Annotated in this window: 16 protein-coding genes; 4 read left to right on the top strand and 12 right to left on the bottom strand. The window is 43.1% G+C overall.

Features of this window, described 5'->3' with window-relative positions; translation table 11 throughout:
• The first annotated feature begins 222 nt into the window (after positions 1–222).
• Entirely contained in the window at positions 223–1,032 is an 810-nt protein-coding gene (locus tag HUW51_RS18440; RefSeq protein WP_185271107.1) for a phosphatase PAP2 family protein, read from the top strand.
• A gap of 240 nt (positions 1,033–1,272) precedes the next feature.
• On the top strand, positions 1,273–1,521 hold the full coding sequence (locus HUW51_RS18435; protein WP_185271106.1) for a hypothetical protein: 249 nt from the start codon (positions 1,273–1,275) through the stop codon (positions 1,519–1,521).
• Positions 1,522–1,602: 81 nt separating this feature from the next.
• On the opposite strand, the gene HUW51_RS18430 is transcribed toward HUW51_RS18435, so the two are convergent.
• Positions 1,603–3,618, bottom strand: a complete 2,016-nt coding sequence (locus tag HUW51_RS18430; protein WP_228466720.1) for a biosynthetic peptidoglycan transglycosylase — start codon at positions 3,616–3,618, stop codon at positions 1,603–1,605.
• A 261-nt stretch (positions 3,619–3,879) separates the two neighbouring features.
• Between HUW51_RS18430 and purB the strand changes: the two genes are divergently transcribed.
• Entirely contained in the window at positions 3,880–5,229 is a 1,350-nt protein-coding gene (gene purB / locus HUW51_RS18425; RefSeq protein WP_185271105.1) for an adenylosuccinate lyase, read from the top strand.
• Positions 5,230–5,447: 218 nt separating this feature from the next.
• Positions 5,448–6,566 carry a glycosyltransferase family 9 protein gene (locus HUW51_RS18420; RefSeq protein ID WP_185271104.1) on the top strand — a complete coding sequence of 373 codons (1,119 nt, stop codon included), beginning with the start codon at positions 5,448–5,450 and terminating at the stop codon, positions 6,564–6,566.
• On the opposite strand, the gene HUW51_RS18415 is transcribed toward HUW51_RS18420, so the two are convergent.
• The 11 genes from HUW51_RS18415 to HUW51_RS18365 form a co-directional block, all read right to left on the bottom strand.
• Entirely contained in the window at positions 6,541–7,677 is a 1,137-nt protein-coding gene (locus HUW51_RS18415) for a glycosyltransferase (RefSeq protein WP_185271103.1), read from the bottom strand. The two genes, HUW51_RS18420 and HUW51_RS18415, sit on opposite strands and share 26 nt — an antisense overlap.
• Positions 7,670–8,656 (bottom strand): glycosyltransferase family 2 protein, encoded by a 987-nt coding sequence (locus tag HUW51_RS18410; protein ID WP_185271102.1) that lies wholly within the window; start codon positions 8,654–8,656, stop codon positions 7,670–7,672. Before HUW51_RS18410 ends, HUW51_RS18415 begins: the two co-directional genes overlap by 8 nt.
• Before the next feature lie 9 nt (positions 8,657–8,665).
• Entirely contained in the window at positions 8,666–9,208 is a 543-nt protein-coding gene (locus tag HUW51_RS18405) for a DUF4199 domain-containing protein (protein ID WP_185271101.1), read from the bottom strand.
• A 12-nt stretch (positions 9,209–9,220) separates the two neighbouring features.
• Complete coding sequence (locus tag HUW51_RS18400; protein ID WP_185271100.1) at positions 9,221–9,733, bottom strand: DUF4199 domain-containing protein; 513 nt, start codon at positions 9,731–9,733, stop codon at positions 9,221–9,223.
• A gap of 38 nt (positions 9,734–9,771) precedes the next feature.
• Positions 9,772–11,061 (bottom strand): dihydroorotase, encoded by a 1,290-nt coding sequence (locus HUW51_RS18395; RefSeq protein ID WP_185271099.1) that lies wholly within the window; start codon positions 11,059–11,061, stop codon positions 9,772–9,774.
• 1 nt (position 11,062) lies between these two features.
• Positions 11,063–13,081: a BatA domain-containing protein gene (locus HUW51_RS18390; protein WP_185271098.1), complete on the bottom strand. Its 2,019-nt coding sequence runs from the start codon at positions 13,079–13,081 to the stop codon at positions 11,063–11,065.
• 431 nt (positions 13,082–13,512) lie between these two features.
• On the bottom strand, positions 13,513–17,109 hold the full coding sequence (locus HUW51_RS18385) for a T9SS type A sorting domain-containing protein (RefSeq protein ID WP_185271097.1): 3,597 nt from the start codon (positions 17,107–17,109) through the stop codon (positions 13,513–13,515).
• 771 nt (positions 17,110–17,880) lie between these two features.
• Positions 17,881–21,831: a T9SS type A sorting domain-containing protein gene (locus HUW51_RS18380; RefSeq protein ID WP_185271096.1), complete on the bottom strand. Its 3,951-nt coding sequence runs from the start codon at positions 21,829–21,831 to the stop codon at positions 17,881–17,883.
• A 771-nt stretch (positions 21,832–22,602) separates the two neighbouring features.
• Positions 22,603–23,115, bottom strand: coding sequence for a 2'-5' RNA ligase family protein (locus HUW51_RS18375; protein WP_185271095.1), 513 nt, complete (start codon positions 23,113–23,115; stop codon positions 22,603–22,605).
• 117 nt (positions 23,116–23,232) lie between these two features.
• A complete protein-coding gene (locus HUW51_RS18370; protein WP_185271094.1) occupies positions 23,233–23,676 on the bottom strand; it encodes a GNAT family N-acetyltransferase in 444 nt (147 codons plus the stop codon).
• Between the two features lie 201 nt (positions 23,677–23,877).
• Positions 23,878–25,374, bottom strand: coding sequence for a DUF1501 domain-containing protein (locus tag HUW51_RS18365; protein ID WP_185271093.1), 1,497 nt, complete (start codon positions 25,372–25,374; stop codon positions 23,878–23,880).
• Positions 25,375–25,432 lie beyond the last annotated feature (58 nt).

Below are 25,432 nucleotides of genomic sequence, written 5' to 3'. Positions count from 1 at the left end.
ACCGCTATTTAAAGTTGCCTTTACCTTTCTCCTGATTGTACAGTAGCTACTGTTATTATGTTATAACAACCAGCTATCTACCTCTTTATCAATATTTTTGCTTATTCATATTCTATTTAGCCCGAATTATAAAAATTTAAAAAATCGCATAATTTTATCGCTTTTGCCGCAGCAATCGTATGGAATTAACCTGCAAGATTAAATTTAACGCGCCTCTTTATTATGTTCTTTAAGTTGCCTTTTCTGTATTTATCTGATAAGATTCGATTGTTTTTCCGGAAGCCGTTTATGCAGCGCTTAAAGGCCAGGTATCCGGGTATTTTTGCTTTTATCCGGAACAGGTTTAAAACCGGCAACTTCTTTGGCCTGCCCTTTACAATTTTGCTTTTCTTGATTTTTTTAAACGTTGCCATGCTCTCGGAATTAGCCGAAACCGTGATTAATTCCCAACAATTAAAAAAACTCGACATAGAAGTATCGGCGGCCTTATTTAACATCCGAACTCCGATTTTAAGCCAGGTGCTTTTTTACTTTACTAAGCTGGGCTCGGTATATGGCATTACTTTAATTACTACCCTGGCGGGGGCAATGCTAATTATTAAAAAACGCTTAATTCAATTAGTGGCATTACTTTTATCGGTGTTGGGCAGCGGCATCACCATGCATTATTCTAAAATTTACTTTCACCGGGAGCGCCCTTTAAACATTGCGTATTACGTGCCGGAAAATTCTTTTTCTTTTCCCAGCGGCCATTCTACGAGCATTATGGCTTTAATTGGCATTATTTGCTATTTTATTTTTATCGATGCCAAACCCCGGTGGCGGCGCAATAGCCTGGTATTACTGGGTTGCAACGTTATTTTGCTGGTTGGTTTTAGCCGCATTTACCTGGGAGTTCATTTTTTAACCGATGTTACGGCAGGTTATTTACTGGGCTTTGTTTGGGTATTGTTAGCCGTCGGGGTTATGGAATATTTAACCTTAAGGCAGCTCCGGCGAACAGCTAAACTAAAAGCCCTGAAGAGCAAGTAAACAAGTAGGATAATTCTGATATTTTAATAGGATTTTAAAAAATAAACTTTAAGCTACCTGCCTCTTTTTGTTTTAATTAACCTTAAATTAGTATACTCAGCTTAGCTTGTATAAGCCGTGTTGAAGAATAAGCTTTTTTGCTACCGACCTCCAGACTGATAGTATAAATACTTGGTAATTCGCAAATTACATAAATAATTTGCCGTATATCTTTGTTTTAAAGTAGCCGTAGGAAGTATTATGAGCCTTGATGAATTTCTTATTCAACCCTTGGATTGGCGTGCCCAATTTGTCAGCTTGAAAGGTGTGTTTCTGGCTACCAGAAACGGTTATAAATTTGATTTTAGCCTGTATTACGTTGCCGATTTTTTTGTGGAAATCTGGTATACCAAAGGAAGCCATGAGGTAGGCTTAATCCGGGGTTTTACCGAAACAGCCTGCCTCACTACTTACCTCGACGAAATTGATCTGGCGGATATCCTGATTTAACAATAAAATCATTCCTGAACCCGCTATAAAATTGACGTTATCTTTTAAAATCCTTGTGTTGTTCTTAGGCTTTATTGGTTATTAATCTAATAAATCAATGGGCGTAACCAAATCCATTTGTAAAGAATCTACCGCGGTGGTATCGGGTGCTGGTGTTGCCGTAACAATTAAATCGCGGGCCCTACCGGCCAGATTTACGTGCGGATATAAGTTGTCGTATTCTTCCTGCGAGATTAAACCCCGGCGCAACATAATACCCGAAATAAGTTTGAAATAATACTTGGTCCGGTTGCGCAAATTACCGTAAGAGTCAAAAGAATAACGGTAAGCTTTGGGGCGGGGTATAATGCTGGTTAAAAACAAACTCTCGGCTAAATTAAGGTCCGCCGGATATTTTTCAAAAAAGAACCGCGATGCTTCTTTTACGCCATATACGTTGGGCCCCCATTCAATAATATTGAGGTACACTTCGTACATGCGCTGTTTAGAAGTAAGCCGGTTATTTTCTATCAGCCACACAATCAGCATTTCTTCTACTTTACGGGCCACCGTTTTTTTACGGGTCAGGAACACATTTTTAACCAACTGCATCGAAATAGTACTGCCCCCGCGGGTAAAATTCTTTTCTTTAATATTGGTAATCATGGAATGCCGGAAGGCGCCTTCGTGAAAGCCTTTGTGTTTAAAAAATCCGTAATCTTCGGAAGTTAAAATGCTATTTTTTAAATAATTGGAAATCTGATTGTAAGGCGTAAAGTTCGGGTTTTGTGGCCCTACCGTAAACGTGCGCAAGGGCTTGCCATATTCGTAAACCGTATGCTCAAAAGGCTCGTTCATGCGGCGCAAATCGGTTTTGCCGTAACTTAAAATATTAAAATACTTGCCTTCTAAGCCCGAATTAAACTTTAAACTGTCTACCTGCGCCATATCCACGTAAAAGTTCATGTTATACGTTAAATACCCCTGGGCTTTAATGCCTTCCAGGGTTTCGAACATGCCCTTGGGTAAGGATTCAAAAAAGTCGTTGGCTTCGGTTTGCGCCGACCGCACCTTTAAGGCAATGCGTTTAGATGGTTGGGTTATCAGGCGGGCCTGCGGATAAATAACCATTTTATTTAATGTTACCCGGCTTAACGTATCCAGGGAGTAATAATCCTGCCCAATGGTAACTACGTAATTAATAGCTCCTTTATCAATTTGCACATCGCCATCGGCTACTTTCGGATGGTTTACCAAAAGTTTATTCATGCGCCCCTCACCCTTAATGGTTAGCCGGTTTTGCTTGTACACTTTGTCGGTTAAACTAACCTTTAAAGAATCAAAGGACAGTTTAGCGCCGTATTTTTCTTTGATGTACGGAATGCGGATACCGGCAGTATCGGTGGTATAAAGGTTAGCCGAAATCTGATAATCATCGGGGTTAATGTTACCCTCTACGTGCAGTTTATTTATTAAGGAATCGGTTTGCACCGTTAAAGAACTGCTGATATTTCCTTCATCTACGGTTAGCAAAGGCATATTTACCCGGATGTTGCGGTTATCGCCTTCGTAGGTTACCAACAAATTACGGAAAGTAACCGCTTCCGGCACATTCTCGAAGGCCGTTTCAATTAAGTTATTTAGTATTTCGCCGTAGTTGCGGCCCGTTTTTGATTTTTTAACACTAGGTTCGGCCGGTTTTTTCCGTAGTAAAAAGCTGTAGTTATTCTGGGTTTTAGTTTTCCGGGCGGTAAGGTAAGCATTCGCGATTTTTAATTCGCTAAAAACCGGCCGGCCTTTAAAAATGGTCCATAAACTAATTTGGGCATCTACGCTATCGGTAGTAAACAAGGTATCGGCTCCTTTGGGTATTACGGCAATGTTGCGCATAATTACCGTATTTACTCCCACGTAGTCGGCTTTTCCAATTACCAGGTCCACGGGGTATTTGCGTTCCACGCGGGTGGTAACTTCTTTTACAACAAACTGTAAAATATTCCGGCGGAAAATAAAGATAATACTTAATCCGATAAGCACTATCCCAGCCGCAATAATGGCTACTCTGCCAGCAATTCTGGCACCTTTACTTTTTAAAAATTCTTGTATTTTCGGATTCAACGCAGTTACATTTTAAATTAATTACCAGGCAACTAACACTTTACAGGCTTACCGGTAATTTTACATCGTTCACATAGGTTTACGTTTAACAACTTAAACATAAACGTAAAAATTTTGCTAAAAGGTTATCTATTTTTAATTTTTAAGCGTGCGGCAAGCGCCACAAAATTAACGCCATTTCTTTAATTTTAGCATCTTTTACCTTCCTGGCCGCACCTTTATTTAAATTATCATGCTTATCTTTGACCAAAACATGGATGTATGAAATTACAAACCTTAACGGCCCTATCCCCGATAGATGGCCGCTATCATCGGCAAACGGCGGAACTAGCGCCTTTTTTCTCTGAATTTGGTTTAATAAAATACCGGATACTTATTGAAATTGAGTACTTTATTGCCTTATGCGAATTGCCGCTGCCTCAATTGGCCGGGGTTGCAAAATCAGTTTTCCCGGACCTGCGGCAGGTTTACCAAAACTTCACCGTAGAAGATGCCGCAGCTATTAAAGAAATTGAAAAAACCACCAACCACGATGTAAAAGCCGTGGAATATTTTATAAAAAATCATTTCGACCAGCTAGGTTTGGCCGCTTACAAAGAATTTATTCATTTTGGCTTAACCTCGCAGGATATAAATAACACCGCTATTCCTTTATCTTTAAAAGAAGCTTTTAGTGGGCAAATACTACCGGCGTTTGAGCAAATTTTAAATGAGTTGCAAGCCATGGCTACAACCTGGCAAAATATTCCTTTACTCGCCCGAACTCACGGACAACCCGCCTCTCCTACCCGGCTGGGCAAAGAAATACAGGTGTTTGCCGAACGGTTGCAGGTGCAGTTAAAGCAATTACAGGCTGTGCCTTTTTCGGCTAAATTCGGGGGAGCAACCGGCAATTTTAACGCCCACTTTGTTGCTTATCCACAAATTGATTGGATAAATTTTGCGAATAATTTTGTAAATAATAACCTGGGTTTAAACCGGAGCCAGTATACCACCCAAATTGAACACTACGACAATCTGGCAGCTTTCTTTGATGCGCTAAAGCGGTTAAATACCATTCTGATTGATTTTGCCCGCGACATTTGGCAGTATATTTCGGTGGGTTATTTTAAACAAAAAATTAAAGCCGGCGAGATTGGTTCTTCGGCCATGCCCCACAAGGTAAACCCCATTGATTTTGAAAACGCCGAAGGCAATCTAGGATTAGCCAACGCCTTATTCGAGTTTTTAGCGGGTAAACTGCCCATCAGCCGGTTGCAGCGCGACCTCACCGACTCTACAGTGCTCCGCAATGTTAGCGTACCTTTAGCGCACACCCTGATTGCTTTAAAATCGTTAATAAAAGGAATTGGTAAACTGGAGTTAAACGAGCAAGCCTTACAGCAAGATTTAGAAGATAACTGGGCCGTAGTAGCCGAAGGTATTCAAACCATTTTGCGGCGCGAAGGTTACCCGCAACCCTATGAAGCCCTGAAAGCTTTAACCCGGGTAAACGAAAAAATCACGGCCAACACCATTGCCAGTTTTATTCAAACTTTAGCCGTAAGCGACGAAGTTAAAAAAGAACTGGCTGCTATTACCCCATACAATTACACCGGTATAAATTTTTAAAAAAGCCAATAACCGGCAGCTATGTAAGAAGCTATTTTGTCATATTGTAAGAATTTAAAAAATTGCCCCTGGTAGTGAAAACACCACCAAGAATGAGCTTGCAATAAAATCAATGTTGCGGAAACTCACGATATTTATAATTTTAAATATGACAAAATAGCTTTTTAGCCTAATGGCTTAATTTCTAATTCTTAATTTCTAATTTCACTTTTAAAAGAATGTCTGTTTTAAACGGAGTACAGGTACATACCGATTGCATTTATTTCCGGGGCGATATTCCGTGCAAACCCAATAAAGAATCAGGATACCAGTGCGGCAATTGTCCGGTTTATATACCTGTTCTAAAACGCATCTTAATTATAAAGCTGGGCGCCATCGGTGATGTAATCCGCACTACGCCCCTGCTGCGTAAAATCCGGACTACTTACCCACAGGCAAAAATTACCTGGCTTACGCATACACCAGCTATTTTGCCCAAGCAGGAAATTGAAGAAATTTTAAAATTTGACTTAGCGGCCATTCTGTACCTGCAAAATACGCAATTTGATATTTTATTTAACCTGGATAAAGATAAAGAAGCGTGTGCTCTGCACGACTCCATTCAGGCGGATCAGAAATTTGGTTATACTTTAAAAAACGGGGTAGCTTACCCGTCCAACGAATTAGCCAATCACAAATTTTTAACCGGGGTTTTTGATCAGTTAAGCTTAGAAAACAAAAAATCGTACGTCGAAGAAATTTTTGAAATCTGCGGCTGGCAGTTTAACTACGAAGAATACATTTTCGATAACCACCAGGATAAAGGCTTTAGCTGGCCTTTCGACCACAGCAAACCTTTAATTGGCCTGAACACCGGCTGCGGCGACCGCTGGACTACCCGGCTGTGGTCGGATGAAAAATGGATAGAGCTGATTCAGTTATTGCACCAGGAAAACTATACCGTTGTATTATTGGGCGGCGAGCAGGAAGATGCCCGGAATACCCGCCTGCAAGAAGCCACTAATGCGCTTTATTTGGGTTACTTTAAACTGGAACAATTTATTAATTTAATGTACCAGATGGATGTAATTGTAACCCAGGTAACCATGGCCATGCATATTGCCATTGCGCTGCAAAAGAAAATGGTGTTACTCAACAACATCTTTAACCCGTACGAGTTTGAACTGTACCAACGAGGTGTAATTATTCAACCAGATAAGGAATGCGCTTGCTTTTACCGCGGAACCTGTAAATACGGCACCTCGTGCATGGAAGATTTACCAGCCAGTAAGGTTTACCAGGCCGTAAAAAACACCCTGCACCAACCAGTAATTACACCTGCGCCGCCAATTGCTTAAGAGCCTCAACCATACTTTGCCAGGAAAACTGTTTTTTTAAAATTTTTACTTCCTGCGATAAATAAGTTTCGCGGTTATTCTGGTAGAAATCCAGAATGGCATTGGCAATAGCTTCGGGTTCGACGGGTATTACGTACCCGGCTTTACCATCTGGTATTAACTCGGCTAAGCCCCCAACGTTGGTAACCAGCATGGGTTTATTAAAATGATAAGCGATTTGCGAAACCCCGCTTTGCGTAGCGTGTTTGTAAGGCTGCACCACCAAATCGGCCGCGCAAAAATAATTTTTAACCTGACTATTCGGAATAAAATGCGTTGCCAGCACAATGCGGTCTTCTAACGCATGATGTTGAATCAATTGGTTATATGGCTCGGGGTTTTCGTAAAACTCGCCCGCAATAATTAATTTTAAATTTTTTAATTGGGCAAGCCGCGGGTCGGCAAAAGCTTGCAGCAACAAATCCAATCCTTTATACGCCCGGATAAAACCAAAAAATAAAATGTATTGGTCGTCTGGGTTAAGGTGTAATACTTTTTTGGCCTCCGGTTTAGACAAAGGCTCCCCGAAATTATCGTAGAGCGGGTGCGGATGATATTTTTTTGGTTTGCTGGGTTGGAGCTTTTGCAATTGCGCCAACACCTCCACCGACATGGTAACAAAACCGTGGCACGCAGCCAGAAAATATTTGGTGAAAGGCAAATCGCCCGGCCGCTTTTCGTGCGGAATTACATTATCCGTAATAGCTAGTAATTTAGTATGCTTGTTCCACTTAATAATTCGGGCTATGGTGCCTAGGGCGGGTCCCATAAAGGGCAACCAAAACCGGAAAATAACGATATCGGGCTTTTGTTGCCGGAGGTAATTTCCGGTTTTTAGCCAACTTAGCGGATTTATGGAGTTAATGAAAGCCTTAATGCTTAAATCAAGGGGTGCCGGCTCATCGGAATACTGCGTTTGGCCCGGAAACAAAAAACCAGGATACTGTAAGCTAAACGTGACAATCTCTACGGCATCGCCGTTTTCCTGGAATGCCCGGGCTAAGCGCTCGTTGTAGGTAGCTAACCCGCCGCGTAAAGGATGCGCCGGCCCAATAATTACAACTTTAGACATGGGAGGGCGCTAAACCAATTTGGTCCCGGATAAGGTATTCGTTTTTCCGGCTACCGGTCAGGGAAATCATTTCGGCCAGGAAACCCGCTAAAAATAGCTGCACGCCTACAATTAAAGCTACCAAAGCTAAAAAAAACAAAGGCTGCGCTACTACATCGCGGGTTCGTTGGTGCAGGTAAAACGAGTAATAAACCTTGTCCCCAATCAGCCACAGGGTAATAAAAAATCCTACTAAAAACGACAAAGTACCCATAGTACCAAAAAAGTGCATGGGCCGCTTTTTAAACCGCGACACAAAGGTTATGGAAAGCAAATCTAGGAAACCGTAAACAAAACGCTCCAGACCAAATTTAGTGTAGCCGTATTTGCGTTCGCGGTGCTGCACTACTTTTTCGCCGATATTTTTAAAACCGTTCCATTTGGCAATAACCGGAATGTAGCGGTGCATTTCGCCGTACACGTCAATGTTTTTAACTACGCGCTGGTCGTAAGCTTTCAGGCCGCAATTAAAATCGTGCAGCTCAATTCGGGAAATTTTGCGCGTAACGCCGTTAAATAGTTTGGTAGGAATGGTTTTGGACAATGGATCGAACCGCTTTTTTTTCCAGCCCGAAACCAAATCGTAGCCTTGTTCTTTAATCATGCGGTAGAGTTCCGGAATTTCATCGGGACTGTCCTGCAGGTCGGCGTCCATGGTAATTACTACTTCGCCGCGGGTTTCTTTAAAACCTACGTTTAAAGCCGCCGATTTGCCGTAATTCCGGTTAAACCGGATGGCTTTAATGGCGGAGTTGAAGGTAGCCAGTTCCTGAATAACCCGCCAGGACGTATCGGTACTGCCATCATCCACTAAAATTATTTCATAAGAATAGCCGTGCAACTGCATTACACGGCTAATCCATTGGGTAAGTTCCGGGAGCGATTCTGCTTCGTTTAAGAGCGGAATAACCACCGATATATCTAAATCGGGTTGTTGCATCAATTAAATTTATTCAAACTCGGGCTTATTCTTTTTAGTTATTGCGGATACAATCAAAGAAAAAAGAAATCCCATCGTTAATCCAGTAGTTAGTCCACCTGTAATTTGTTTCGCCGGAGTGTTGCTTTCTTCCAATTTTTGAATTGCTTCGTCCATCTTATCTTCTGGCAGGCCAAATTTTTCCATCATCACAATTTGCAATTCATTCATCCGATCTATAACGCTCATATCAACAAATTGAATGTAGGCAAAAGAAATTAATCCGCCCACTAAACCGCTTATTGCTGATAGGATAGTGCCAATAAGTAAACCCCGGCCATAGGTCATAAATCCGTTATTCTGAGACTTAAAATCTTTATGGGCAAAGACTATACTTCCAATTTGAATTACAACACCAATTATAAATCCTATCCAAACCTTCTCAAACCCTCCCGTAATAAATAACAAAATACTTACTACCCCAGCCACTAAACCGGTAATAATGCCATACCTTAAAGCTACCGGAAACCAAGAAGGTTGGGTATAAGTTGAAGTAGAATTTACGTTTTCCATATATTGACTATATCATTTTCGGTAAAATGTAGCGGATACTAAGGAAAATAAAAAGCCGATCAAAGTTAATTTTATAAAATTATCTAGTACTAAAGTGTTACCGGTAATTTGGTCGAGTTGCTGGTAGTTGGTATTGTAGGCTTGCTCACCGTTGGGTAATTTTAAAAATTGCGCTTTGTTTTCCTCCATCATGGCTTTCATTTCCTGCACGTGCTCTTGAATGGCGCCGGAACCTGCTACCTGCGTAAATCCAAATAACAAGATACTAAAAGTTACGGCCGCTATTAAGGTTACCAACCAGCCAAATTTTAAGCCTTTAAAAAATTTTAATTCCGGATCTATTTTCCGTCTTAAAAAAGCCGTTCCTAAAACTAAAAATACGGGCAGTAGAAACAAAGTGTAAAAGCCACTTTGCCCAAACGGATTTTTGCCAGCTACATACAACAGCACCATTATTATAAAACTGGAGAGTGCGGCCAATACCCCGTACCGCAGGGCCACACGAAAAACAGGTCTTTCAAACATCCGGGGGCGTTTACAAAATTTAAAATTTTAAAAATTTGCTACGAAAGCGCGAAGTTGGGATTAAACACAACCTGGCTTTTATTAATAATGCCAAACACCTGGCCTTGTAAGTTTTTGCCGTAAAAGGGATTGTTAAAACTTTTAGAAGCGGAATTGGCTTCGGCTGGAGTCCAGGTTTGCTCCGGGTGAAACAAAGTTAAATTAGCGATTGCACCGGCTTTAATTTCGGGTACGGCCATTTGTAAAATCTGGCGGGGTCCATCCGTTAGTTTGGCAATAACCTGGTCTAAACCAATTACCGGGCCTAAATACGTGTTGGCTACCGCAAAAGCCGTTTCCAGGCTGGTAATACCAAACTCGGCCATATCAAATTCCAGGTTTTTAGATTCGGTATCCTGCGGCCGGTGCGCCGTAACTAAAGCATCAATGGTACCATCCTGTAAACCTTGCTCAATGGCCTCCCGGTCTTGTGGCGAGCGGAATGGCGGATTTACTTTGTAATTGGTATCGAAAGGTATAATTTCTTCGTCGGTAAAGGCGGTTTGGTAGGCAGCTACATCGCAGGTTACGGGTAAACCTTGTTTTTTAGCTTCGCGTACCAGATCCACGGCTTCTGCCGACGATATTAGGGTAAAATGCAAGCGTCCGCCGGTGTACTTTAGTAATCGTAAATCACGGGCAATAATTACTTCTTCGGCCAGGGGCGGCATGCCTTTTAAGCCCAACTGCGTACTTACCACACCTTCGTGCATTAAGCCGTGCTGGGTTAAACTGGTATTTTCGGGTTTCTGAATAATTAAGCCCCCAAAAAACTGCACGTATTGCAAAGCTTTTACCAAAACATCGGCCTGCTGCACGGGGTGCAAACCATCCGTAAAAGCTACGGCGCCGGCCTCGTGCAAGTCAATCATTTCGGTTAATTCTTTGCCGTGGGTATCGGTGGTAATAGCGCCGAAGGCATGAAAACTTACCGGCAGCAAGCGGGTTTGATTTTGAATATAGTTAATCGCGTTTTTAGTCTGGTGTACCGGCTCAACGTTGGGCAAACAAACTACTTCGGTAAAACCGCCCTTAGCGGCAGCCAAAGCAGCGCTTTGTAAATCTTCTTTGTGCTCTAAACCCGGATCGCCTACCCAGGCGTTTAAATCCAACCAACCCGCCGACACACACAAACCCGGCTGCTCCACGGTGGTTAAGGGAGCATCCAACAGCGTTAAATCGGGGTTAATGGCACTGATTACGCCATCTTGTATATAAATATCAATAGTTTGTTGATGAAATTCGGAAGCGGGAGCAATTACTTTAACTGATTTCAGTAGTACCTGCATGTTAGAAATAGCGGATTAATAAAATTTCGGTGAACATAAAAACCAGACACAATAATAGGCAATATTTCCATAGCGGCACACCTAAATTTTCGTTAGTTAACTCTCTTTGTAAATTTAACTCATTCGAAGTGTCTAAAACATGCACGTTTTTCTGGCCGGCCACCGCGTTGCGCAGCTCCTGCACCGAAAATTGTTTTAAATCCGATTCGCGTTTATCAAAGTTAAAAGCCAGGGTTGCCAAAACTTTATCTTTAAGCATCAGGTCGTAAAAGCCGGCTTCGTTGGCCTCGGTCGGGATACCCAGTACCAGTTGGTTTTTGCGCACCTGTTGTTCCGGAATAAACGAAACGCTGTCTTTGCGTAACTGCACTACCTGGTCGGCGGGTAATTCTTGATTAAAAGGTACCGTAAAAATGCGGTTATTCAGGGCATAAGCCAAAGGTTGTTGCTGGCGCGAGCTCAACATAGCCATCTTATACATTACCGGCACAAACAATCCATTGCTCTGAAAATCCGAAAATTCTTCGGTAAGCGGCGAAGCAAATAAATAAACCTGCCCGCTGCCTAAGTGGAAGGACGATAAAAAGCTGCCGCCTTCTTTAAAGTGTAAAATATCGCTGGCCGACCGGTTCCAGCGCCAGGCTTTGGTAGCGCTCGGTAAAATGGTGTTGCGGCTGGGTTCGCTAAAAATATTTTGAAAAAACGAGTTACGGATGTCCGGGTAAGCTAGTAAACTTTTTTTATTTTCCTGATTGCCCGCCATGGGTTGCACACTGGTTAACTGCAACTTACGCATAAACTCCTGGTAAGAACCAACGTTGGCCTTAGCCGCCGGAATCAGCAACACATTACCGCCTTCCTGCACAAAGGCGCGCAGATTGTCGGCCAAAGGGGCATCAATTTCTTCGATGCTGTTCAGAATAATAAAATCGGCTTGCCCAATTTGTTTGTAGTTTATGTTGTTGTAAGCCGAAGAAGTATACTGAAAAATATTTTCGTTGGTATATAATTTATCACCAACGGTATTTTGCCCGCTTAATTCTAAAATTTTTATGTTTTCGGAAGGTTTTAAATTAAAATAATACGTGTTATCGAAAGTAACCGGAAAATCTTCCAGCACCAGCCGGCAATTGGCCGTTTGGTTGCCGCTGAGGCGGTAGTTTAAGGTAAAAGGCACCGTTTTGTTTGCCGGTACATCTATACTCAAGGCCGATACTTGTTTGGCACCGATAAAAAATTTAACCTGACAATCGTTTACGTCTTCGTTGCCGGCGTTGCGCAATTTTACCTGCAGCACATTATTTTCATTTTCGCGGATAAAAGCATCTTCGCTGTAAACCGTATCGATAAACACGTTGCGGTTGTTGGCGCTTTGCACCGGCACCAGGTAATATTCGTTAACGGTATCCGGAATAACTAAAGTAGGCGATTTAAGATTAGATTTTTGAAAATCCGAAATTATGAATCCTTTAAAAGGTTTGCGGTCTTCTTCCTGATTAAACCACGCAAATACTGAAGCCAGAGAGCGATTATTGGCCGATTCGTTAATGCTGCTTATTTGCTTCTGAAAATCGGATTTGCTAAAATCGACATAAGACAATTTAGCCTGCGTGCCCAATTGATACGAAGCGTTTACGTTAAATAATTGCGTTAGGCGGTTAGCCTGATCCAGAGCTACCTGCAACAGCGAGTTTTCGGAAGTACTCGCCTGGTTTTGCATGCTAAACGAATTATCCACAAATATCTTTGCCCGGTTGGTAGATAATGCTTGCTGGCTGCCGGTAGAACGGTAGGGCTGGCTGAAAAGTAAAACCAGAAAAATAATAAAAAGGATGCGGGCCAGTAAAATAAGCCAGCGTTTTAACTGGCGGTGACTAGCCGTTACGTTTTTAACTTCTTTAATAAAACTTAAGTTGGTAAAAACCACCCGCTTGGCTCTGCGGAGCTCCACTAAATGGATGATAATGGGAATGGCGATTGCAGATAAAGCATATAAAAAAGAAGGAAATAGAAAACTCATCGAATAAAATTCCTTTCTGGTGAAGAATCAAGTTACAAAAAACATCTGAATAGGTGAAGGCAATTCAAAAAATTACCGCTTTACCCCTACTTGCAACGTAGGTTGCCCTGTTTTAGATATGGTAAGTGCCCGGCTAAGTGCGTTTTATCTGATTTTTTAATTTTTTACTTTTCCGGTAGAAGAACTTTCTTTTTTTATTTAAAAGTAAAAGCCAGATTTAAGAAGTTGTGCCGTATCTGGATCAAAACAAAGCTGATTGTCTGGCACGCTCGCCTTACAGCCTATTCAAAATACCCTGCCTTGCCGCCAGCTTAAGCTGGCTGGTATTCGGGTAATCTGGTATTATCCAGAAAATTAAAAATATAAAAATGAGCAAAATAAAAAAGGAAACGCTTAAAGCGCTTCCTTTTTTAAACCATTATAGCTAAGCATTATTTTAAAATAATCCGGCTTTCTTTCTGGCCGGCGGCTCCGGTAGCCCGAAGTATGTATATGCCTGGGTTCATGGTTGTGCTTACCGGCATTTCGGCGGAGCTGCGGCCTTGTTCATCTACCTGTATGGTTTTAGCCTGGTATAATTGCCCGAAACTGTCGTACAGGTTTAAAGTTACGGGTTCATTGGCGTTAAAACCGGCTAAATCAAAATAGATCTTAGATCCTACTTCGTTCGGGTTCGGATATACATTTAATTTAAGTTTATCGGGGTTTAATAGTGGCTTGGTTACATCCACTACAATATTGGTAGCCGAATCCAATAAACCGCCCAGCACCGAATCAATGCCTTCGTAGGTAATTCCTAAACCAACCAGATCAACCGAAACAAACTGGCCTTTTTTCTTTTTGTTATTTACGGCTTCTAACTTGGCGTGCTTTAAACCAATGGATTTTGGATAAAACGCTACGTTAAAGGTGATCGAGCTGTTCTTCCGGATTTTAATTGGTTTGTTTGGATTAACATTAGGTTGGTCTAAGATTTTAAATTCGCTGGCATTTGGGCCGGTAATTTCCAGGTTTTTCAGCATTAAATTTCCCCGGCCGGTATTGGAGATCGTAACCGCATGGCGCGTAACCCGCGAAAAATCCAAGAGGTCATCGTCATCATTATTGCCGTCATCGCCTTTGCCATTATCCTGATCGTCATCATCATCATCGTCGTCTTTATCTTTACCCTTGCCTTTACCTTTATCTTCTTTTTCTTTCTTGTCTTTTTTAGCTGTACCTGCAAGTAAAGGAGATGTCAGGTTTTGCACCGAATTTAAAATATTAGAAACTCCCACTACTTCGGTAGCCGATATTTTTTGCGGATAGGCCGATGCATAACCGTCGGCGTCTGAAATATTGCTCACGCGCAGCAATGTAATCTGTGAAGTACGGTCAGGAATATTGTTCCAGTTAAACTCAATCACGTACAAATTGCCGGTTTGCGGGTCTTCTACCAAATCCAGGGGATTAATAAAGCCCGACATGCCGACCAAGCCATTAGTACCGGCGCCGGTATAATTATCGGTGATATTGTATTGTCCATCGGTGCTGCCTTTTACTACCGAACCTGGTTTTAACACGATGATATCGCCCCCCCCACTGAAGCGGCACACCAGTATTTTGCCTTTTAACGCCCCGTTAAATGCATTGCTCTTGTACTCAATGGCACCGTTGGGGGAACGGTTCAGGTTAAAATTAAAGGCGGCACCCCGGTAGTTCGGATCTGCTACTACGGTACTGGCGTATTTCGAATTATCTTTGTAACCCCGGTTTGCCACGTACTCGCCCCGCAATGGGTTTGGATGCCCGTAATAACCGCCTTTTTTTATCCGGAACAGCCAATCGTTTTGCACCTGCACCCCACTGGTTGCCGGAATAGAAGGACCACTATACTTGCTGCCATCCGGGCGGCGGGTGCCACTTAACGAAGCGGGCGTATTTCCCCCGGCGGCCGAGCCATTTGCCGGTGAATACAACTGCCCATTGCTGTGCCACACTAAATCGTAAGCATTGCGCACGCCCGAAGCATAAATAGTAAGCGGTGAAGCACTGGAATACGGATTGTAGGTACCATCCGACATTTTGGCGGAAGTACCGGAAGCCGCGTTAATCACGCTTTGGTTTGTAGTGGTTTTTGCATCTAAAGTAGCGCTGCCTAACTTAACTAAATCCAACCGCAGAATTGACCCTGACAATAAACTTTCGGTGCGTTGCCATGAGCCATCGTAAGCGCCCATGGAACTGTTACTGCCTTGCGATATATACAAAGCCTTATCGGGCCCGAAAGCCAAACTGTTAACTAAATGGTCTTTGGTAGAACGGGGCAAGTTGGTTACCAGTAAGCGTTCAGTGGTAAGGTTAGCGCCCGTTAATTTTGAAATTTTACCATCAAAGGCCGGGGCGCCTTCCAGCTTACCAGAACAATGCGACACGTACGCAATTAAATTAGAAGCCGTAGAAGCCGGATCAAACACTAACCCAACAGCCGCCCGGCTACCGTACTTGCCCGATAAAGCCGTACTAATTACCGATTGGTTACCCAGCATACCGGTGGTACGGTTTATGGTAAACCGCTCAATAGCGCCGTCTAAACGCAAAGCATAAAATTTACTATCCGGGCCAATTACAAGCGAAGAATATTTTTTCTTTTGGGTACCCGGGATGGCTACTTTGGTAAACTCTACCGAAATGGGATCCCGGGATTCCAGCGCGGCCCCAGTGGTAAAGGTAGCTGTGTACGGAATAAACGAAGCCTTACTGTACGATTTTACGCCATCGGTAATTACAAACTTATAAGTAGCATTGGGTTCCAGGGCAAAAGTGGGGGAAAAGCTAATGGCATCGCCGCCACCGGTACCCTGCACCACTCCTTGTATCTGGGTAGTACTGGTGCCTACTACTTTTAATAATTTTACGGTGCTGCTGGTGATGGTGCTGTTATCGACACCGCCTTTGTAACCGGCAACGGTGGGTACGAACAAATTATTAGCCGCAATACTGGAGGTATTTACACTTACATTGGTAGCTTTATTGGCCGGCGTAGACGAAATTACATAAGGCCGGGGTGCACTAACTGTTACCTTAACCGTTACACTTCCGGCGGTAAACCCAGCGGCAGCGGCATACACCGTGGCTTTGTACGTGCCCAATGGTAAGTTTTGGGTAGCGGTGTAGTTAATGGTTACGTTGGGCTCCGTACCCGAATGTGTCCGGTTAAAACTCAACCAGCCGCTTGCACCGGTACCATACGTAGCTGAAAGCGTATATTGTACGCTTTTGTTGCTGGAGTTGCTTAAATCTAAAGAAAAGGTTTTGGTGGTGGCAGAGCTGGTTTTCTGCACGCTTAGCTGTTGCTCATTCGCCGACCAGTAAGTAAATGGCCCGGTAGAATAAGGCACAATCCGGACAGAGTTGATTTTGGTATTCACGCCGCCATCGGCATTAATCGTTAAATTTCCATCGGTAACGGCAACCCGCACGGTGGCGCTTTTAAAACGCGTACTGGAACCGGCAGCCCCGGTGGGAACAAAATCCTTAATGGCTTGCACGCCCTCCACGTTTAAAGTGTGTTTTTCCGGAAATGAATAGACGCCGGCATCGCCCGCTGATACTACCACATCGTAAATGCCCTTGGTTAATTTAGCTTCCCAATAACCTTCGGCTTTAGTTCCGTCAAAAGTACCGGCAATATCGTCGGCTTGCATGTGAATAAGCGTGGCTTGCAAAGGATCAGATGGCATTTTCCGGTTACGGCCGTTGCCCGGCGTGGAACCTCCTACCGACAGATTTAACAAGCTATTATCGGAACGTTTTTTCCAACCGTAAGTACGTTGATTGCCCTGGTAAGAACCCGTGCGCAGGCCATAAGCTTGTCCGTAATCGCGAACCCACCCCGTAGGCGGAACCGTTTTGGGATCTTGGAAATTAACTTTAAGTAACTGCGGAAAACCGGCCGTACTTAATGCCAGACCAACTATTAAAAAGAATAATTTTTTAAAATTTAACAAACCAATAAGCGAGAAGTGAACAGTAAAACCTTTTTTCATTGTAAGCTGATTAATTAGAAATAATTTTTACTAAAGCGCGGGATTGATAAAATGAAGGATTGAAGTAGAAAGATGTTAATGATAAATGCAGAGAAGGAAACAATCATGTTCGGCGTAATAATTTATTGAAATACAAGCAAATAAATGCCAGTTTATTAAAACTAGAATTTACTTTTTTTAAAATTCCTGAATTCTAAGAATAGGTAGAAGAACTGCGTTATAAACCAGTACTAATTAAAATTAAAATAATCCAGAATTTTAGACCGTTTTAACGGTCTTTTACCGGAATAAGTTCTGGTTTAAGGCATAAATGTTTCAAGCTATAGTAACCCGCTCCTCTCCATTAATTCTGATTGCAATATTCCTAATTAATAATTTTCGCCTAATTTTCAAGAAATTGCTTAATCTAATAGCACATACAGCTTTATAATAAAACTTAGCTCCTAGAAAGTATTTAGCACAGCAACACAGGACTACTACTGGATTTAAGGGAAGATGTATCTGAAAAAAGGAAAGAAGCTTTCTTATTTAAGCAGGTCAAATGCCGCCATGGGATTAGAAATAAAAAAGGGGAATGGCGTTGCCACTCCCCTTTGCTGTTAATGAAGTTGTATAGCCTATATAATACTAGCGGCAACCTTCGCCTTTGTTGGTGTCTCCACTACCAAAGCAGGATTGCTCCACAAAATACGACTCACTTCTAGCTAGTACCTTTATTTTCTAAGTTTTAGAATGCTAAACAGCTTCATTTTTTAAAAATTTAAAATTTTACTATTTTAAAATGAGTTTACTTTGTTTTTGGCCCGATGCTCCGGTAACCTTCATGATGTAGATACCGGCATTCATGTTTTTATTAACCGGCATTTCGGCGGAACTAATGCCTTGCTCATCTACCCGTACGGTTTTAGCCCAGTATAGCTGGCCATAACTATCGTACAAACTTAAGGTTACTGCTTCTTTCGGCGCAAAGCCGGCCAAATCAACGTAAATTTTTGAACCAGCTTCGTTCGGATTCGGATAAACGCTAAGTTTTAAGTCTTTGCTTTTGGAAATTTCACTCAGGCTACTAGCCGTTTCAGTAACCGAATCTACGGGAGAACCTGTACCCACCGTATCTATTCCTTCGTACATAATGCCCAAACCTTCTAACTCCACCGATACCGATTGATCTTGTTTTTTCTTACTGCTCACGGCTTCTATCTTAGCCTTTTTTAGCCCTTTAGTGGTAGGGAAAAACGCCACGTTAAAAGTTACTGAGCTATTCTTCCGAATTTTAATCGGTTTATTGGGTTTCGCATCGGGTTGGCCAAGTAACCGGAACTCAGCGGCATTTTCACCAATAATGGACAAATTTTTTAATTTTAAATTACCCCGGCCCGTGTTGGAAATTGTAACCGGATGCCGCGTTACTTTTGATAAATCCGGCAAGTCGTCATCTTTATCCTTGTCCTTGTCTTTGTCTTTATCCTTGTCTTTGCCTTTTTGGCTGGCGGCAGCGGCTTTTTGGGCAGATGTTACAGTATTGGTGCTGGTAATCCCAACTACTTCGGTAGCGGATATTTTTTCCGGGAAAGCCGTGGCAAATCCTTCATCATCCGAGATGCTGCTTACGCGCAGTAAGGTAATTTGAGCCGTCCGGTCGGGAATATTGTTCCAGTTAAACTCAATCACGTACAGGTTTCCGGTTTGTGTATCTTCCACTAAATCTAAAGGATTGATAAAGCCCGACATCCCTACTAATCCATTTGTACCGGCACCGGTAAAATGATTCACTATATCGTACTGTGCATCGGGGCTACCTTTCACTACCGAACCTGGTTGTAACACGATAATATCACCCCCACCGCTAAAGCGGCACACCAGTATTTTGCCTTTTAAGGCGCCGTTAAAAGCATTGCTCTTGTATTCAATAGCGCCATTGGGTGAGCGATTTAGCTCAAAGTTAAAAGCAGCACCCCGGTAATTTAAATCGGAAGTTACATTGGTGGCGTATTTGGGGTTATCGGCATAACCCCGATTAGCCACGTACTCACCCCGTAAAGGATTAGGATGGCCGTAGTAACCACCACTTTTTACCCGGAATAACCAGTCGTTTTGCACCTGCACGGCCGAAGTAGCCGGAATAACCGGACCGTTATAGGTAGTGCCATCGGGGCGGCGGGTACCCGCTACCGATGGTGGCGTATTTCCGCCAGCGGCCGAACCATTGGCTGGGGCGTATAACTGGCCGTTGCTGTGCCATACAAGGTCGTACGCATTGCGCACACCCGAACCGTATATTTTTAAAGGAGCATTGGTAGCGTACGGGTTATACGTACCATCCGACAATTTCAGGGAGCTGGTGGTCGCAGCGTTGATGACGCTTTGGCTGTTGGAAGTTTTAACATCCAGCGTAGTACTGCCAAGTTTGGTTAAATCCAGCTTTAAAACTGCCCCTGATAACAAACTTTCAGTGCGTTGCCACGAGCCGTCGTAAGCGCCCATGGAGCTATTACTGCCCTGGGAAATGTACAGCATTCCATCCGGCCCAAATGCCAAACTGTTTACCAAATGGTCTTTCGCGGAACGCGGCAAGTTGGTTACCAACAACTGCTCCGTAGCCAGGGTAGCTCCCGATAATTTTGAAATTTTACCATCGAACTCGGGGGCACCGGTTAAGCCGGAAGAGCAGTGCGAGACGTAAGCAATTAAATTAGATGCCGTAGAAGCCGGATCGAACACCAGTCCAACTGCCGAGCGGGCACCGTATTTATTAGGTAAAGTAGCAATGTTGGCCTCTAAAGTTAAAGTACCGCTTGGGCGGCTTATGGCAAAGCGTTCGATGTTGCCATTCAGTAACAAGGCGTAAAATTTACCATCGGGGCCAATCACCAGCGAAGAATATTTTTTCTTTTGGGTGCCCGCAATAGCCACTTTGGTAAACTCCACCGAAATCGGGTCGGTTGGTTCAATAGCATCACCGGTGGTAAAAGTGGCGGTATACGGAATAAACGAAGCACCGCTGTACGATTTTACGCCGTCGGTAACCATAAACTTATACGTAGTATTGGCTTCTAAAGCAAAAGTTGGTGAAAAGCTAATGGCATCGCCGCCGCCGGTACCCTGCACCACGCCTTGTATTTGCGTGCTAACCCCATTTACAACTTTAACTAATTTAACGGTGCTGCTGGTGATGGTACTGTTATTTACCCCACCTTGGTAGCCAGCAACTTCCGGCACAAATAAGTTATTGGCCGCAATGCTGGAGGTATTTACGCTCACATTAACGGTACCATCGGCCGGCGTGGATGAAATAACGTATGGGCGGGGCGCACTTACTACTACCTGAATAGTAACGCTGCCGGTGCTAAACCCGGCCGCAACGGCGTTTATAGTAGCTTTGTAGGTACCTATAGGTAGATTTTGCGCAGCGGCATAATTAAAAGTTACGTTAGGTTCGGCACCGGTATGGGTGGCGTTAAAGGTTAACCAACCACTAGCGCCAGCTCCGTAAGTTGCCGTTACCGAGTAGGTTATATCGTTCCGGTTGCTGGAATTGCCTATATCTAAAGAGAAAGTTTTTTTTGTGGCAGAACTGCCTTTTTCAGCGGATAATTGTAATTCATTGGCCGACCAGAAAGTAAATGCACCCGTAGAAACCGGCACAATCTGTGCGGAGTTTATTTTGGTGTTAGTACCACCGTCGGCATCGATGGTTAGATTACCATCCGTAACCGTTACCCGCACGGTACCACTTTTAAACCGGGTGCTTGCACCGGCTGCGCCACTCGGTATAAAATCTTTCAGAGCGGTTGCCCCTTCTACGTTTAACGTGTGTTTTTCCGGGAAAGAATAGACTCCGGCGTCCCCAGCCGAAACGGTAACATCATAAATTCCATTGGCTACTTTGGCTTCCCAGTAACCTTCGGCTTTGGTGCCGTCAAAAGTGCCGGCGATATCGTCGGCTTGCATGTGCATGAGGGTAGCTTTTAATACATCGGCCGGCATGTTACGATTACGCCCGTTACCCGGCGTGGTACCCCCTACCGCTAAATTTAATAAGCTGCCATCGGCCCGTTTTTTCCAGCCATAAGTTAAATTACTGCCTTGGTTGGTGCCGGTGCGTGCGCCATAAGGTTGCCCGAAATCGCGCACCCACCCCGAAGGAGGTACGGTATTCGGATCCTGAAAATTTACCTGAATGGCCGGTTGGGTTGTTTGGCCAGTAGCAAAGCTGAAAGTAATGGTTTTGGCCGTACCAGCAGTCCCGCCGCCACCGGAGCCGGAGTACGGAGTAGCTTTTAAGGTGTAAGTCCCGACAGCCGGAACCCAGGCGTGATAATCTCCGCTAACATCGCCGAACAAGGCATAGGGCGCACCCGTTTCGGTTTTATTGTACGTTTGTTTGCCGCTTAAATTCATAACCACACTGCCCACCGTAGCCGGACTGGTGTTTATCCGGATGTTTAAATTTGTAGTAGCTAAACTAGCGAGGTTAATGGTGCTGCCATTGGTAATGGTTTGAATATCTGTATCCGAATCGGCATTGATTAAGGTAAAGCTGGCAATGGTTTCGCCAGCCAAGGGCTTAGCTGCCTTTTTTAAGTTTTCTGGTGCATGCTTGTTAAAAGCACTAACGGAATAACTTTGCAGAAAAATAAGACAACAGAAAAGTAAATTAAATAATTTTTTACTACGGGATGAACACACAACCACGCGTGGAGGAGTACAAATCTTTTTCATTCGTTTAGGATAAGATTAATTTTTTAATAATTAACTAAGGCAAAAAGTTTTTAATGCGTATGAAGCTAAGAGCAAGCAAGAAAAGCAACCGGAGCACGGATGACTTAAGGGGGAAGAATAGAAGGTAAAACTAAAAACCGGGATAAATTCAGCAAATTTTCTTACACAAAAAGAATAATCTGCCTGCTTCAGAAAGAATTTTCAGTTGGTTTTAAATGCAATTAAATTTTTAAATATTCTTATGACAAATTAAAGAATAAGAACATAAAATTCAAATATATCTTTAATAATTTATTGGCATATAATAGCTTATACAACTAAGTTACTTACCAACTGATTTAACCTTAAAAGGTAATCAAATTGTACCCACTATAGTTTCTGTTATTACAATTATGAAGCTGGTAAATACCGGCATCTACTACCGGAATTATAAAGTAAAAAGCGAAAGCTTTGATTTTAGAATAGCAGCATTTTAAAAAAAGTAGCTATTTCGTATTTATAAACCAGAGGCAACCTTCGCCTTTGAGGTTGTAACCACCACCATAACAAGATAGCTCCACAAAATACTACTCGCTTCTGGATGGTATCTTATATTATTCGATTTTAGAATACTAAAAAGATTCATGTTAAGCAGCGACCAACTGTTGCAACCTGGCTTTATTTAATTTAAAAAATTTAAATTTTAGTTTCTATTGTTACTTCCGGTTTAAAAGCGCTCCTGAATTTTGGGTTGGTGTAAAACTTATTTAAGTGAAACCGAATGAAGGATTTTTAAAGGGTACTGGAGAAAGGATAGTCTTTTATTTTTTGCCAGGGGCCGCCTAAATACTCCCACAAACTTAAACCTACGCCCTGAACAGTAAAGCTGTTAAAGGTGGCTATTAATTTATCGTATAAAGCCTGGGCTTCAGCGGGAGTAACTTTATTCTGCACAGTTACATGGGGCCGAAAGCCCTGGCGGTCCTGGGGGGTTAACCAATTATACCACTGCTGCTTTAGTTGAGCCTGAATTTGCATTAAAGCCTTGCTTTCCAGTTTAAAGGCTATGCCCCTGCCAAGTTTAAAAATGCTGGTTACCTGCAGGGTTATATGGGGCTGTTGGGAAGTTAGCGTTTCTAAAACCTGTAAAATTTCAGACTCCGCCGGCAAATGATGGAACAAGGTAACATGCGCATCTAAATAGTTAATTTGCGCCGGAAAATGCTTTTTCCTTAAATCGTTGAAATAACTAAAACCGGACTCTTCCAGTTGTAAGGTTAAAATGCGCGGAGGCTGGTTATTCATAAAGTAGCTTACGGAGCAAGAGGAATTTCGACGAAAATACCGACGCTATTCTATAATCCATAATGGCTACTGATGCCCATAAATATTGGTTAATTTTCGTTTAGTTTAAGACTGCGCCTACCCCAAAGAATAATAAAAGTGGATGACATCTTCTTCGTTGGTTGGGTGGGTTCCCCGGTAAAAATCCAATGCATAATCATCCACTACATCGGCCTGTACAAAAACTTCCTGGTAATTGTTTTGCTGGCAGTAAGCGTTAATTGCCGCGATTAATTTTTTACCAATTCCCTGCCTTTGATATTTGGTAAGCACCGCCAAATCGTAAATGTAAGCCAACGGTTTTTCGGAATAATACTGCGTTAGCGTGTATGCGGTTAATCCTGCAATTACTTTATCTTCTTCTTCGGCCACAAACACTATAAAATCTGGTTTAGACAGAAGTGCCGACAAATGTTGCGGCGGGGGCATAACAAAATTTTGCATTTCAAAGACTTCTTCAAAAACCAAAATCAACTGAATAAAGCGCTCAACATCATCGTGATTTAATTTTTTGATTTCCATTTTTTAAATTTTTTAAAAAATGTTTGAATAGTTTGGCTAGCAGATTAACCTAATATTTTAAAAATTTTTACTGTTTCGTTATTGCTTATAAAAAGGGAAAAGCAGATAAACTACGTCACAGAAGTCTAATTTAAAGCTTGCTTTACTTCTCTTATAATTGGCGGTTACAACTATATCGCTGCAAAACAAAATTCTTAAAAATTAAGCTATTATGGGGGTAATTACTTTGCCGTGCACATCGGTTAGCCTAAAATTTCTTCCCTGAAAAGCATAGGTTAATTTTTCGTGATCCATGCCCAGTTGGTGCAAAATGGTGGCTTGCAAATCAAAAATATCGGTACGGCCGCTAATGCCGTAGTAGCCTATTTCATCGGTTTCGCCGTGGGTATAGCCTTGTTTTATGCCTCCGCCGGCCAGCCAAACGGTAAAGGCTTCGGTGTGGTGGTCGCGCCCTTTAAAGGCCATTTCTTTGCCTTCGCGGTTTTCCTGCATGGGCGTGCGGCCAAACTCAGCTCCCCAAATTACCAAGGTTTCTTCTAACAAACCCCGCATTTTTAAATCCTGCAACAAAGCGGACACCGGCTGATCGATGTTGCGGCACAAATTACCAAATCCTTTATCCAGGGCATTCATGGGGTCATTGCCATGCGAATCCCAGCCCCAATCAAACAATTGCACAAAGCGCACGCCCCGCTCTACCAGGCGCCGGGCCAGCAAACAATTATTGGCGAAAGAAGCCTGCCCGGGCGAGGTGCCGTACATTTGGTGTACGCTGGCTGGCTCCCGCGAAATATCCATAACATTGGGCACGGACACCTGCATTTTAAACGCCATCTCATACTGGGCAATGCGCGATATTATTTCGGGATCCTGCATTTCTTCGTAGTGCAGTTTATTGATTTCGTTGATGGCCGAGATGGATTGCTGGCGCAAATTGCGGCCCATGCCCTCCGGATCGGATACGTACAACACGGGCTCGCCTTTTTGCCGGCATTCTACACCCTGGTAAACGGTTGGTAAAAATCCGCTGCCAAAACCAGCTTTACCCGCATCGGGCGCTTTGCCACCCGACAGCAAAACCATAAAACCCGGTAAGTTTTCGTTTTCGGAACCTAAACCGTAGGTTACCCAGGCGCCCATGCTGGGCCGGCCCAGGCGGGCATTACCGGTTTGCATGAGCAACTGAGCCGGCGCATGATTAAACTGATCGGTGTGCATGGCTTTGAGAAACGAAACCTCATCCACCATTTTAGAAAAATGCGGTAAGTGCTCCGACACCCAAGCCCCGGATTGGCCGTGTTGTTGAAATTTAGCCTGCGGGCCCAACATTTTAGGAACTCCTTTAATAAAAGCAAACTTTTTACCTTCCAGCAACGAAGGCGGGCAATCCTTGCCGTTTAACTGGTGCAACTCCGGTTTATAATCAAATAACTCTAACTGCGACGGTGCCCCTGCCATATGCAGAAAAATAACCGACTTGGCTTTGGGTGCAAAATGCGGCGGTAAAGGCGCAAAAGGCTGATTTAAATCCCGGAGAATAGAGCTGGCATTTTCGGGTTCCAGGGATTTACCGCGACCCGAACAGCCCAGCAACGAAGACAGAGCCATCGCGCCTAAACCCGTGGTGCATTGCTTTAAAAAATGCCGCCGGGTAAAGTATTCATTCTGCCGGAAAATAGCTTCTTCCAATAAATTCATGCGATTATAGTTTAGGTAACCGGTTCCTCTTAATTTACTGATCTATTGTTTATCTCGA

Source organism: Adhaeribacter swui, from assembly GCF_014217805.1.
GTDB lineage: Bacteria > Bacteroidota > Bacteroidia > Cytophagales > Hymenobacteraceae > Adhaeribacter > Adhaeribacter swui.
Note: the sequence above shows the minus strand (reverse complement) of the source record. Positions and strands in the feature narration are given on the sequence as shown.